Source organism: Lancefieldella parvula, from assembly GCF_963530955.1.
GTDB classification, from domain to species: Bacteria; Actinomycetota; Coriobacteriia; order Coriobacteriales; family Atopobiaceae; genus Lancefieldella; species Lancefieldella parvula_A.
In genome coordinates this window covers 1-12978 of the sequence record NZ_CAUSFQ010000033.1, presented here as the reverse complement: position 1 = coordinate 12978, position 12978 = coordinate 1, and the positions used below count along the sequence as shown (strand labels likewise).

General features: G+C 48.2%; 12 protein-coding genes and 1 pseudogene. All 13 read right to left on the bottom strand.

The genetic code is table 11. The features are described 5' to 3' along the window. Positions 1–1141, bottom strand: a 1141-nt coding sequence (locus tag RWJ43_RS03625; protein WP_314007870.1) for an ATP-binding cassette domain-containing protein, incomplete at its 3' end; no start/stop codon positions are given. A 35-nt stretch (positions 1142–1176) separates the two neighbouring features. After that, positions 1177–1770 (bottom strand): hypothetical protein, encoded by a 594-nt coding sequence (locus RWJ43_RS03620; RefSeq protein ID WP_314007867.1) that lies wholly within the window; start codon positions 1768–1770, stop codon positions 1177–1179. A 399-nt stretch (positions 1771–2169) separates the two neighbouring features. After that, positions 2170–2424: a 50S ribosomal protein L27 gene (gene rpmA, locus RWJ43_RS03615; protein ID WP_012808765.1), complete on the bottom strand. Its 255-nt coding sequence runs from the start codon at positions 2422–2424 to the stop codon at positions 2170–2172. A 38-nt stretch (positions 2425–2462) separates the two neighbouring features. Continuing rightward, entirely contained in the window at positions 2463–2813 is a 351-nt protein-coding gene (rplU, locus tag RWJ43_RS03610; protein WP_035427428.1) for a 50S ribosomal protein L21, read from the bottom strand. A 195-nt stretch (positions 2814–3008) separates the two neighbouring features. After that, a complete protein-coding gene (locus RWJ43_RS03605; RefSeq protein ID WP_314007863.1) occupies positions 3009–3830 on the bottom strand; it encodes a TIGR03936 family radical SAM-associated protein in 822 nt (273 codons plus the stop codon). Beyond that, positions 3827–5692, bottom strand: coding sequence for a TIGR03960 family B12-binding radical SAM protein (locus RWJ43_RS03600; RefSeq protein WP_314007860.1), 1866 nt, complete (start codon positions 5690–5692; stop codon positions 3827–3829). The genes RWJ43_RS03605 and RWJ43_RS03600 overlap by 4 nt, the downstream gene beginning before the upstream one ends. Positions 5693–5705: 13 nt before the next feature. Beyond that, a complete protein-coding gene (locus tag RWJ43_RS03595) occupies positions 5706–6698 on the bottom strand; it encodes a hypothetical protein (protein ID WP_314007858.1) in 993 nt (330 codons plus the stop codon). Between the two features lie 3 nt (positions 6699–6701). Next, a complete protein-coding gene (locus RWJ43_RS03590; RefSeq protein ID WP_314007856.1) occupies positions 6702–7928 on the bottom strand; it encodes an FtsW/RodA/SpoVE family cell cycle protein in 1227 nt (408 codons plus the stop codon). A 15-nt stretch (positions 7929–7943) separates the two neighbouring features. Further along, positions 7944–9953 (bottom strand): penicillin-binding protein 2, encoded by a 2010-nt coding sequence (gene mrdA, locus RWJ43_RS03585; RefSeq protein WP_314007853.1) that lies wholly within the window; start codon positions 9951–9953, stop codon positions 7944–7946. Positions 9954–9962: 9 nt separating this feature from the next. Further along, positions 9963–10523: a rod shape-determining protein MreD gene (gene mreD / locus RWJ43_RS03580; RefSeq protein ID WP_314007850.1), complete on the bottom strand. Its 561-nt coding sequence runs from the start codon at positions 10521–10523 to the stop codon at positions 9963–9965. 9 nt (positions 10524–10532) lie between these two features. Beyond that, positions 10533–11624 carry a rod shape-determining protein MreC gene (gene mreC / locus RWJ43_RS03575; RefSeq protein WP_314007847.1) on the bottom strand — a complete coding sequence of 364 codons (1092 nt, stop codon included), beginning with the start codon at positions 11622–11624 and terminating at the stop codon, positions 10533–10535. Between the two features lie 2 nt (positions 11625–11626). Further along, entirely contained in the window at positions 11627–12670 is a 1044-nt protein-coding gene (locus tag RWJ43_RS03570; RefSeq protein ID WP_012808756.1) for a rod shape-determining protein, read from the bottom strand. 70 nt (positions 12671–12740) lie between these two features. Continuing rightward, positions 12741–12978: pseudogene (locus RWJ43_RS03565) on the bottom strand (hypothetical protein); the annotation flags it as partial.

Genomic DNA, 12978 nt, shown 5'->3' with positions numbered 1-12978 from the left:
GCAAGCTGAGAGAGACACGCTCAACGCCATCAGTACTATCCTGATATTTAAAGGTGGCGTCGATAACGTCAAGAACAGACTGAGTGCTTGGCTGCTCTGTGTCTTGAAGAATACCAATCCTGTCAAATGGGCCGCTCGATTCAGCAACCACAGGGCCATCTATTTTTGGAAGATATGTCTCCCCTGCTAACTCAACGTCATTAGTAGCTAATGGTTCAAAGTCCTCTGTAAGAGAAATGCTGCGATGCTGGAGAGCGCCTACACAGCACGCAAGCTGCTTAGCGGCTGACTGGACTGATAGCGCAGTTTCATCGCAGACAGCTCTGTCCGCCTCAGATAACAAGTGAGCATACTCAGACTGATGAGAGAGCTCATGGACGCCCTTTGACACGCGCACGCAACGAGGAACATCAACGCCAACCTCTTGCAGCAAATCTACCTGAGAGAACACTTCCTCACCGCTACCATATGCACAAATGGAACCCTTGTCCATAACGGCAATCTTTGAGCAATACTTAGCGAGAAGACCCACTTTTTGCTCAATCACCACAACCATAATGCCTTTGGTTTTGTTGAGCTCTGAAAGGGTCTGGAAGATTAACTCGGACGACGTTGGATCTAAGGCTGCTGTTGGCTCATCAAGTACCATAACTTGTGGCTGAAGCGCCAAAAGTGCTGCTATAGCAACCTTTTGCTTCTGTCCACCAGAAAGAGAAGCAATCTCTCTAAAGCGGAGGTTGGCAATACCAACTGTCTCTAGAGCATAGGTAATGCGCTCTGGAATCTCTGCATGAGGAACTGCAAAGTTCTCAAGGCCAAAGAGAAGCTCATCCTCAACAATTGAAGCAACCATCTGCGCATTGATATCTTGGGTAATGGATCCCACAATCTTAGAGATATCAGTTAAGGTAACCGTGCAGGTATCCATTCCATCAACAAGAATCTTGCCAAAGAAATTACCTCTAAAGTGGTGAGGAATGGCACCAGAGAGCGCAAGAGCAAGCGTAGACTTACCTGCACCAGAAGGGCCAACAATACCTACAAAGTCACCCTCCTGAACGCTCAGCGACAGCTCATTAAGAGCGCGTGCTGAGCTATCAGGATAGCTGTATGACACAGATTGAACTTCAATAATTGACACAGTGTTCTCCAGGAAATATGTGCGTATCTAAGAACTTATCGGCCCAAAACCTTCTTAAGAGGAGCCGCAAGAACCTGAACAACAATAGCATTAAAGAATGCAGTTCCCACGATGACAGGAAGCATTACGTAGAAAAGCTCAATAGTTGCACCTTTGGCTGGAATAGCAATGGCAGCAAAGATGAGGCCAGAAATAAGTGTGGTTACAAAAGAGCCAATCGCAGGCATTACTGGCTTATCTGCAAGAGCAGACTTTGTGAAGGCAAACATAACAAGTGAAGCAACACCTTCTGCAACAAAATCAGCGCCAGGAACAGAGGTGGTCAGCTGAATAACGGTAGCTGCGATAAGACCAATAACCAGACTCTGAACAGCAGTTGGCTTCAGCAGAAGAATGGCCAGGCAGAACGATGCAATAATGAACTCTGGACCAATTCCAATAGCACTAATTGCCTTACCAACGGTCAGGTTAAGAATAAAACCAGCAGCAATAAGGACGGCAACAAGGACTAGAGAAGTAACGTCCAATACTCCTGCTGACTTTGAAACTGCAACAACACGTGGTGCCTGCTCAGCAGATGCTGACTCTGCGCCTGCGGCGTTAACCTCATTGAGATTTTCTGTAGACATACAAACTCCTTTAACGCAAAACTAAAAACGTACAAACAAAACTTTTAACAACACGGGTTTCTCGCCATCCGGATTTAGCAAGAAACGTACGCACAAAAAAAGCTCTCGGTCACCCGAGAGCCTCTAAATGCGTATGCAGAAGCAACTCATCGCTGACCGGAGAAAGACAAGTTGTTCCACCACCACTGCTGAGTGCATGTAGCGCGCATGATATGTCCTCCTCCCAAAAGCGTAAATTGCAATGTAAGAAGAATACCATTACTTAGCCTGATTGTGTCAAGAAATACATTAAGAAACAATTTAGAAACTGTAAACGGTAACGCCAAGGGCAAAATACCGCGAGAAACAAAAAGGGGCCCCGAAGGACCCCTTGAATGAACTGCGAATGTTCAAGAAAACTTATGCCTCAGCAGCAACGACGTTAACGACGTGCTTAGCACCCTTCTTGAACTCAACAACGCCATCGCAAAGTGCAAAGAGAGTGTCATCCTTGCCGCGACCAACGTTTACGCCAGGAGTGATGTGAGTACCACGCTGACGGATGATAATCTGGCCAGCCTTGATTGCCTGACCACCGTAAATCTTAACGCCAAGGCGCTGTGCTTGTGAGTCACGACCGTTGCGGGAAGAGCCGAGACCTTTCTTGTGTGCCATAAATGCTACCTGCCTATCTCAATATCAGAAGTGACCAATTACTCTGCAGACTCGTCGGATGCCTTAGCAGCAGCCTTACGAGCGGTAGGGAGCGCGGTAACCTTCAGCTTAGTAAGGTTCTGACGGTGACCATTGGCGCGGTGATAGCGCTTACGCTTATGGAACTTGAAGACGAGGACCTTCTTGTCCTTGTACTGCTCAAGAACCTCACAGGTAACCTTCTTAGAGGAAAGAGTGGCAGCGTCAGCAACAACCTTCTTGCCGTCGTTAAGCATAAGAACATCAAGCTTTACCTTATCGCCAGGCTGCGCATCAAGCTTCTCGACGCTGATTACGTCGCCCTTGGCAACCTTATACTGCTTGCCACCAGTTGCTACGATTGCGTACATGTGTGTAACCCTTCATTGCTGATTCTTGCAACGATTAATACTATCTTTGCATTTCTGAAGATCCGAGCAAAGATCTTCGCCGCCGTGACCTGTGGCATCCGCGGGAAACTGTCGGTGTCCCATGTCCCTCGGCGAGAAACACAACTCGAAATAGTCTACTGCATATTTCAGAAAATTCCAAGACAAAACTACATGTTATAGAGGCTTCACAAGGAGTCCATTTTCTGAAACGTGTGTCTGTGAGGTGCGACATACCTTCAACGAGTCAATACTTTGCAGGCCATCCACTCCTGCTTGAGCTGCAATTCTTTGCGCCTCGTAGATCAAAACCGCAGGTCTAAGCGCTGCCTGTGGATCTTGCAACGTATCAAGCTCAAATGAAATGCACGTATTAGATGAGCTCTCAGAGATGCTGTAACCAGCAAACGTTGTCTCTAAGTTGACCACTTTTTGCTTGTCACCGCGCATGTACGTCAGCTCTTTTTTGGCGAGAAGATCCTCAAACCCCCAACGCAACGCCTCGGACTTAAGGCTCTCTCCCAAAATGTCGCATCTCCAGTGAGCAGCATTCAACCATGCTTCAAGCGCTGGCAGCGACCGATCAACGTAGCTGGCAGCAAACGGAGCAAGCGCGGGAGGCGTTGCCGACAACAGCCTCTCTAACGCCTCATCCGGGTCCACATATTCGGTGAGCTTCAAGTCAAAGTACTCCGCCTCAGACGAAGCACCAACAGGAAGCGCCTGAGAGAACTGTACACCCATGCGCTTTGCAAAGCCGTTTCCCACTCTAAACGGCAGCTGAGCTCGGCGAACACAGCGCTCAATAGTGCCAATAAGCTCAAGGTGTCCTAAAAACGCAAGGCGATCGTCTTTTTTGTAAGCCACGCGGAGCCTAAAAATCTCTGCTCCACGTTCCGTCATAATCTCTGGCTGAATCTGTGGCCTACCGGCACGCCAGTCCTTCTTCATGGGCTCAGCCACCTCAGGAGCTACGCTCTCTTCCTGCACATCCGTCATGAGCGCACCCCCATCAAAACGTTGTCGACCTTCAAGGTCTGGCATACCGCACATCCCGTACAAGAGGTGAACGTACAGTCTGGTGTGGTGACCTCGTCCATTGCTCGACGATATTCTCGCTGTAAGTAGCCCTTGGAAACACCAGGAGACGTGTGGTCCCAAGGAAGTTTTGCCTGGATATCAAAGGTTTCTGTTGCAATATCAGACAGCGAGAAACCCAGACTTTCTGCAGCTGCATTCCAAGCATCAAGGTTAAACTCGCTGGTCCACGCATCAAATTTGCAACCATTTTTCCACGCCTGGTAAATCAGGTCAAAACCGTCGCGGCCCATCTTTGAAAGCGCGCCTTCTACCAGCGAAGTGCCGGAGTCATGATAGGCAATCTTGAGTCCCCTATCGTGGTTTGAGGACAACAATAACTGCTGCCTACGTTGGGATTCCTCGCGAGAAATTTGACCAACCCACTGGAATGGCGTGTAAGACTTGGGCACAAACACGGCAACAGAAGCAGAAACCGTAACGCCCTTGCCACCAATTTCTCGACCGATTTCCAAAATACGCTTTGCAACTGCGGGAATGGCTTGAATGTCTTCATCGGTTTCTGTTGGAAGGCCCATCATAAAGTAGAGCTTCATGCGCCGCCAACCATTTTCAAACGCGTTTCTTGCTGCGGACTCAAGATCATCCTCGGTAACGTTCTTGTTGATGACGTCACGCATGCGCTGAGAACCTGCTTCTGGTGCAAACGTCAGTCCGCCGCGCCTTGAAGTAGAAACAGCGTCTGCCATCTCCGCGCCAAACGCGTCCATACGCTGGGAAGGAATGGAGATTCGCACGCCGCGTTTACGCAGGTCCGAGTTCATACGGCGCAGAATATAGCCGCACTGAGAGTGATCCGTTGTAGAGAGCGACGTGAGCGAAACCTCATCGTAGCCGCTCTTCAAAAGGCCTTCCTCGCCTGCTTTCACAATCTGCTGAGCTGGACGCTCGCGAACAGGACGATACGTCATTCCGGCCTGACAGAACCTACAACCGCGAGCACAGCCTCGTTGAATCTCTAGAGCCAGCCTGTCTTGAACAATCTCGGTATACGGAACAATGCGCTGCGCAACAGGATCAGTCACCGAAAGATCTGGCAGACAGCGCTTATACACCACGCTTGGCGCGCCGCTTCCCTCTTTAGGAACCGCATAGCCCCAGCGTGTTGAGGTATTGTCGTGCACAATCTGATAAAGCGACGGCACGTAGACACCTTGAATCTCAGACAACCTCTGCAAAATCTCTTGGCGAGAAACTCCTTCAAGCTTGGAAGTTCTCACGCACTCGCACATCTCTACCAGAGCTTCTTCGCCATCACCTAAAAGAATTGCATCAAAGAGCGGGGCCACTGGCTCTGAGTTCCAAACAGAAGGGCCGCCACCAAAAATAAGTGGGTCCTCTTCATCACGTTCTTCAGCGAGCAACGGAATGCCTGCTAGGTCAAGCGTTTCTATAATATTGGTAGCAATCATTTCATGCGCAAGGGTGAAGCCCACCACATCAAAAGATGCTAAAGGCGCGGCACCCTCCAAAGAAAGCAAAGGAACATTGCGTTTACGCATGAGAGTTGCCATATCAGTCCAAGGCAGATAGGCGCGCTCACAAGAAATATAAGGTGCCTTATTCAAGGCGTTATACAAAATGGCAATACCAAGATTAGGCTGACCTACCTCGTACACGTCGGCGTAAACCATACAAACGTGAAAAGGGCCTTCTTGCGCCTCTACCGCTCCCCACTCGTGATTCAAATATCTTGAGGGTTTCTCGACATGCGGAAGCATGGGCTCAATGAGATGGAAGAGATTTTCTCGTTTAACACGCACGATAGTCTACTTTCTATCTTTTAGCGAGGGACTGTGTGGTTGGTATCTCTACGGTATTTGATTGTGAATTTGTATCTACTGTTGCAGCTGCGTCTGTAGAAGCACTCGAAGTGCTGGTCTTGGTAGAAGAGTCAGCCGCTACCCCGTCGCGTTTCTCGGCAATTTTGCGAGCATAGGAGTGAATGACGCGAGCGGTCGTATGGGTTCCTGCGTATCCCATGCCAGCCTTAAGCGCCCAGCCAAACCCTGGAACTGTGCCTGCGACCGTGCGTGCAACCGTACGGTATCCAAAGCCCGCGCCCACAACGCCGAGAAGTTCGGCGATGGTTTCAACACTCATATTGATGTTATAGGCGGCGGTAATATCAAGTGCCAGCCTAATCTGGCGCGCTGTCATCAACGGCATATCAGAGCCAGGAACAAAGGCTACAGCACCAATAGCTGCATTTTCTTTAGCGCAAGCAGCAGTTATCTGCTTGACTACCTGAGTTCTGCAAAGAGGATATGCTGCCGCAAAAGAGACTGATTTTTCTGTTGTCGTGGCAATCCATGAAGAGAGTCGATCAAAGAGCACTTCTTCAGTAGTACCTGCAATGATGCTAATCAGTCCTGTGTTGTAGAGCGTGTCGGCAATTTTTGGAGCTTCAACTGCAGATTCAACAACCACAGCACATGGAATTGAATGGCTTACCAACATGGTAAGGGCGTCCTCATACTGTGATGTTGGTGTAGGAATAATCACCGCAATATCAGGAATAGCGGCGTTCTTTCCCGCACGACCAGTGCCTCCAGAAGTAAACGAGACGCCATCGGCAAGTTTAGAAACGCATACTGTAGCATCTGTTCTCTCTGGCATAAAATACGTATGAACAGCAAGAATTGCCTCTTCAGAGGCAAGGGAATCAACATAGATATGTGTGTAGGTTGGCTCAAGAGATGAGAGTGAGCCGCGGAATTCCTGCAGTACAGAAGTTGCAAGCTTGCCTAAGCTGTTTCTTTTTGCCATAGCTTATGCCGCCTTAGTTCTATGTCTGTAAACTGACTGAACAATTCCTACAGAAACAAGCTGGGCAATCATCGATGTAGATCCAAAGCTAATAAAAGGCAGAGGAATACCGGTAATAGGCATAATGCCAATACACATGCCAACATTTTGCAAAACCTGGAACGACCACATAGCCGCACAACCAACAAGCACCAGTTTAGAGAAGGTATTCTCGGTCTTCATAGCAAACAGAATGGTTGCAAAAATCATCCACGCAAAGAGCGAAAGCATAATGAATGCACCAAGGAAGCCAAACTCTTCCGAGAAAAGCGCAAAAACAAAGTCTGTGTGTGCCTCAGGCAAGAATCGACCACTTGCCTGCGTAGCGTTACCTGGTCCTTTTCCAATAAATCCGCCTGAGCCTACGGCAATCTTTGCCTGCTGCAGGTTATAGCCATCTCCTGACGGATCAACGGATGGATCCAAAAAGACGGTAAGACGCTTCATCTGGTACTCCTTAAGGATGTGAGGAATACCAGGAATCATAGAGGTCACAACAACAAGAGCTACAACGGCAACAAGCAGCAGAACGGTTACAAGAATCCAAGAACGTTTTGCGCCAGAGCAAATGATGATAGTAGCTCCGATAACCAAAATAATCAGACCAGTTCCCAGGTCAGGCAAAAGCATAATGGAGCCAAAGGGAACCATCAGCGTTCCACAAAGCTTTACATAGTCCCTAAGTGTTTCTACCTTGCCGTTATACTGAGCGCACACTGAAGCCATAAGGAAGATTGTGACAATCTTTCCCAGCTCAGACGGCTGAAATCTAAAGCCAACAAATGGGATATTAACCCAACCAGTCATACCCTTAACCGAAACGCCAAAGCCTGGAATCTTAGGCAAAATCATCAACACAACTACGCCGACAAGCAGTACATTTGTCATATTTGAAAGTGCTCTGTAGTCATAGCGCCACATAAGTGTGGCAAAAACAAGGCCCAAACCAATACCCAGAAGGTGCCTAGGAAAACTAGCTTCGGTAATGTTCATCGATGCGGTCCAGATAACCACAATACCGATGAGGACGAGAAGTGCCGCGGGAACAAGCTGTGCTAGATAGAGATTACTCAAGATATTCTTACCAGTAAGCTTCTCTTTCTTGGCAAGACCGCCTGAAGGAATACCTCCACGTCTCCTAAAAGGTGAGTTCATTCTCTGTTTTGTAACTGCAGATGAATCAAGTGCCATGGGTTTCTCGCCTCCTTACCTACCAACATTGTCTGGCTGATTATAAATTGCGCCAAAGACGTCTCGAACAATATACATACCAGAGCTAGCACCAGCAGGTGCACAATCAAGGTTTGCAGCAATAACATACTGAGGCTTATCTGCAGGTGCATAGCCAACAAACCAACCAACGGGCTCGCCAATAGACTGCTGCTCAGCAGTACCCGTCTTACCACAAACAGTAACATCCAGATTAGTCCAGTGGATAGTCTGAGTAGCTGACTCCTCGTAGACAACGCCATACAGGCCGCGAGCAACAATGTCTCGGTGCTCGTCTTTTTCTTCTGGCGTCAGAATGACCTCGTTTTTATACTCAATAACAGAGCCATTGCCATTTCTGGCGTTAATACTCTTCAAAACATGTGGTTTATAAATTGGACCTCGATTTGCAATGCCACAATACGCATTTGCCATCTGAAGGCAGGTTACCAAAAGATCGCCCTGTCCAATTGCAAGGTTACAGTTGTCGCCACCCTGCCACTTACGAGCATCATCAGGTGAGCTAGTAAAGTAATTCCACTTCCACTCTGCATCAGGAACGCGGCCAGATGCCTCTTCTGGAAGGTCAATACCAGAAAGCGCACCAAGTCCAAAGGCACGGAATGTCTCTTGCATGCCCTCTGGATGATCGTTGTTATAGAAGAAGCCCTTACCAATCTCATAAAAAACAATATCGCAAGAGTTGGTAATACCGGTAATCAGATTAACGGTGCCGTGACCAGAAAGAAGCCAGCAGTGCATGCCGTACTGCTCGCCAAAACCAGTCCAGAAACCCGTGCAATACCAGCTGGAATTTCCGTCACAAATGCCGTATTTGAGTCCAGCAAAGGTAGTAAGTGCTTTGATGGTAGATCCAGATGGATACTGTCCAGCAATTGCACGATTCATCAGCGGATAGTTTGCCTCTTCAGAAGAAAGCGTATCCCAGTCAGAACTGGAAATGCCTCCAACAAACATTGAAGGTGAATACGTTGGATAGCTTGCCATAGCAATAACTTCACCGTTGGTGCAATCAAGCGCCACCACACTTGCACTGCGACCTTGGAAGTCTTGTGACCTAACTGTATTGATAACACTGACAAGGGATGCTTCTGCTGCTTTTTGGATGTTTGCATCAATGGTCAAAACAACATCTGAGCCGCTCTGAGGAGCAATAGACGTTGAGTGAGATAAAACATTACCAGCAGCGTCAACATATACCGTTTGTTCACCACGAACACCCTGAAGAGCGGACTCGTACTGATACTCAACACCCGTTTGTCCCACGATATCGCCGTGGGCATACACAAAGCCGCCATCCGCAGTTTTACTGCTTTCAAGCTGCTCTTGTGTAACGGTTCCGGTGTAGCCAACAACATGAGCTGCAAGAGAACCGTTTGGATAGGCGCGCTGGGTACGCTCCTCAATTGAAACGCCATCAAGCAAAGCGCCATGAGCGTAAATGTAGGCAACTACGCGCCTAGAAACGTCTACAGAAACCGTGCGAAGCGCTTGGGCACCATCAGAAGTATCCATGATTTTTCTGCGCACCGCCAACATAGGCATACCCAAGAGGTTAGCAAGAATCTGCAGCTTAATGTAGTCTTCTGCAACGTCTGCTCGAGCTACTACCGTTGGACTTGGCCTGTTGGTAACAATCTCCACGCCATTTCTGTCCAAAATACGACCGCGAGGAGCTGCGGTAGTAACGGTGCGCGTACGGTTTCTCTCTGCTTGCTCGGTGTAGTCAGCTGACGATAAGAGCTGCATGGTCCAAAGCCTGCCAATAAGCACGGCAAACATGCCGCCAACAGCAATTGCAAATCCGATAAGTCTGGACGAGAGGGTCTTCTCGGCAGAGCCATCAGAACCGCCAGAAGCCTTAGGCGCGCCACCACCAATATCAAAGGTAAATGGCGAGTCTTTTCTACCAAAGGTTAGGTATACGATGATCAAACCAATTGCTGCGACAGCGCAACAAGCAAGGATAACAAGGGTGAAATTCATACTATCCCCTTATTTAAGGCGCTGTGGAGCTCGGTGAGATCCGCGATAGAGCGTTGTTCCACCCAAAGAAGAGTGAGATCTTTGGGAATGCGAAAGCACATAGAAAACAGGCAGAGCAGCCAAAATAGTGAACAACATGGTAGGGAAAGACTTAAACAGCAGCCCCTCAAAGAAGTTGCCACCAGAGCCAATCAAAGAGTTAATAAGCTGATACATAAAGGTAACGCCAAAGGTCTGAAGCGCCACAAAACCCATAGAGGTACCAAAATTGCCTGAAATTCTGTCTCTAACCTCTTGGCCCATGAAATAAGAGCTCACCACAAGTAAGAGTGCCATGAGGCCAATGGGATTGGCAGAAGTCAGATCATAGATTAGACCTGCAATAAAGCCGCTTACTACGCCAGTTTTGCCACCATACCTTAGGGCAATAGCTGCCGAGAAAATCAGTGCAAAATTGATGACTCCCCCACCATAAGAAACCTGTGGTGTAAGCATAATCTGCAAAATGAAGCAAACAACAGCAAGAACGGCGATGCTGCGTGTATTTTTATTTCTATCAGAAACCTGCATACATCCCCCTTAATCTGTTCTTCCGCTGTTATGTTGTGTGTTACCCGTTGGAGCAGCAACCGTTGCATTCTGTTGGGAATTTGTTGTGTTATTGGTAGAGCCGCTGCCAGAAGAGTTACTTGATGACGAACCCGAAGATCCGTCTTTGGAGTCTTTATCCTTACTGTCAGAATTAGTTGCTGTTGGAGTGTTTTGCTTATCTGCCTCTGCAATATCATCTGCGGTAGCTTTTTGCTCCTCAGAAAGAGACGTGATAACCATTACTTCCTCATTGGTACTGACATTTCCAAAAGGCTCAATAACAATGGTGTAATAGAGCGATCCTGGAGCTGCTTCAACACTGGTAACCTTACCCAAAGGAAGGCCCTTAGGGAATACGCCACCAAGACCACTGGTAACAACTGTATCGCCTACGGCAACCTTCTGGTTGGTGTTGATTAGGTTAAGAGTAATCTGTCTTGACGCAGAACCCATAAGCATGCCTTGAGCTCGACTGCTTTGAACCATAGCAGCCACACCGCTCTTCTCGTCAGTGATAAGACGAACGGTAGAGGTTGTAGGACCACACTCAATAATCTGGCCGATAACGCCACCGCTATCAACAACAGGCATGCCAACCGCCAGCCCGGACGAAGTTCCCTTGTCAATCACGATGGTGTTATTGAACGAGTCAGTAGAACCAGAGATAACACGGGCGCCCGTGGACTGCAGGTTATAGGTATTTTTGAGGTCGAGAAGACCCTGTAGACGCTGCGTGGACTGATTTGTCTCTTCTAGCTCTGCATTTCTTGAACGCAACTGCTCATTTTCTGCCTTGAGGTCAGAAAGCGTTTGCTGGTCTGCTGTTAAGTTACTAAAAATGTTACCAATGCCCTGGAAAGGCATGGCAATAGCAGAACCCGCCATTCTAAAAGGCATGGTAATAGTAGAGAACCCACCTCGAACCATCTCGAGCGGTCCTTCTGTACCCATACGAGCGCTGACCGTCAATAACACAATTGAAAGCAGCGAAAGAATAATAAAACTACGGCCACCCGTATGCTTATTATTGTTAGATCCAAGGCCTGTTGAAGCACCCTGGATCTGATGAGACAATGGCATATTTATTGGCCTGCACTCTGAACAAATCCACCGGACAATGCGTTAGCCTCAAGAACCTTTGCACAACCGGTAACAACATTTTCTAACGCGGTTGGGCTTACGTTAACGGGAACGCCAGTCTCTTCACGAAGTCTTTGATCAAGACCGCGAAGCATTCCGCCGCCACCGGTAAGCAAAATACCGTAGTACATAAGATCAGAGGCAAGATCTGGTGGAGTCACATCAAGCGCATCTTTGACAGCCTTGGTGACCTCGTCAAGAGGACGATCAAGGGCACGACGAATCTCTTCTGACTCAATACGAACAGTCTTTGGAAGACCACTCATGACGTCACGACCGTTTACCTCAACGTCAAGCTCTTCTGCAAGAGGAGCTGCTGAGCCAACCTTAATCTTGATATCTTCTGCGGTACGCTCACCAATAGAGAGGTTGTAAGCATCACGAACATGCTCAAGGATAGTTTGATCAAACTCGTCACCTGCAGTTCTGATGGACTGCGAGACAACAATACCGCCCATGGAGATAACAGCAACCTCGGTAGTACCGCCACCAATGTCTACAACCATAGAACCGGTTGGATCCTCAATTGGAAGGTCTGCGCCAATAGCTGCAGCCATAGGCTCTTCAATCAAGAATGCCTGGCGAGCGCCTGCCTGAATAGTTGCTTCAAAAACAGCGCGTTTCTCGACAGATGTAACGCCAGAAGGAACGCAAACAACTACGCGTGGACGTGGTGACCAAGGATATTTGCGCTCACGGGCCTTCTCGATGAAGTAACGAAGCATAACCTCAGTAACGTCAAAGTCTGCAATGACGCCGTCTTTAAGAGGGCGCTCAGCAATGATGGAGCCAGGGGTACGGCCAATCATGCGCTTTGCATCAGCGCCAACGGCCAGAACGCGGCTCTCGCTTTTATCGATTGCAACAACCGATGGCTCATTGATGACAATACCCTGACCACGAACTGCAACAAGGGTGTTTGCAGTTCCCAGATCGATGGCTAGGTCTCCGCCATATTCTCCGAAGAGCGAATCGAAGATAGACATGATATCCAATCAAACGTGCTACGCGTGTGCGTAATTATCCTGCAGAAAGAACGGTTAAAACAGTTTAGTACTAGTTACCAGACTTTGAAGAGCTGGAGGAACTATTAGAGGAATTTGAAGAGTTAGATCCATTAGTTCCAGAAGTAGTTCCTGAATTAGAACTGTTAGTACCAGAAGTTGTACCGGAGTTCTGATTATTCTGGCTTACATATGAAGTGGTTACGCTTGCAACCTTCCAGCCAATACCATCACGAACAAGTTCAATGGTATAGTCAACGTTTCCGCCATTAGAAAGACTGACAGAAGCG

Coding starts and splice junctions, on each gene's coding strand:
- RWJ43_RS03570 (WP_012808756.1), bottom strand. CDS start 12,670: ATGTCTATCTTCGATTCGCTCTTCGGAGAATATGGCGGAGACCTAGCC.
- rplU (WP_035427428.1), bottom strand. CDS start 2,813: ATGTACGCAATCGTAGCAACTGGTGGCAAGCAGTATAAGGTTGCCAAG.
- RWJ43_RS03590 (WP_314007856.1), bottom strand. CDS start 7,928: ATGGCACTTGATTCATCTGCAGTTACAAAACAGAGAATGAACTCACCT.
- mreD (WP_314007850.1), bottom strand. CDS start 10,523: ATGCAGGTTTCTGATAGAAATAAAAATACACGCAGCATCGCCGTTCTT.
- RWJ43_RS03595 (WP_314007858.1), bottom strand. CDS start 6,698: ATGGCAAAAAGAAACAGCTTAGGCAAGCTTGCAACTTCTGTACTGCAG.
- mreC (WP_314007847.1), bottom strand. CDS start 11,624: ATGCCATTGTCTCATCAGATCCAGGGTGCTTCAACAGGCCTTGGATCT.
- RWJ43_RS03605 (WP_314007863.1), bottom strand. CDS start 3,830: ATGACGGATGTGCAGGAAGAGAGCGTAGCTCCTGAGGTGGCTGAGCCC.
- RWJ43_RS03620 (WP_314007867.1), bottom strand. CDS start 1,770: ATGTCTACAGAAAATCTCAATGAGGTTAACGCCGCAGGCGCAGAGTCA.
- rpmA (WP_012808765.1), bottom strand. CDS start 2,424: ATGGCACACAAGAAAGGTCTCGGCTCTTCCCGCAACGGTCGTGACTCA.
- mrdA (WP_314007853.1), bottom strand. CDS start 9,953: ATGAATTTCACCCTTGTTATCCTTGCTTGTTGCGCTGTCGCAGCAATT.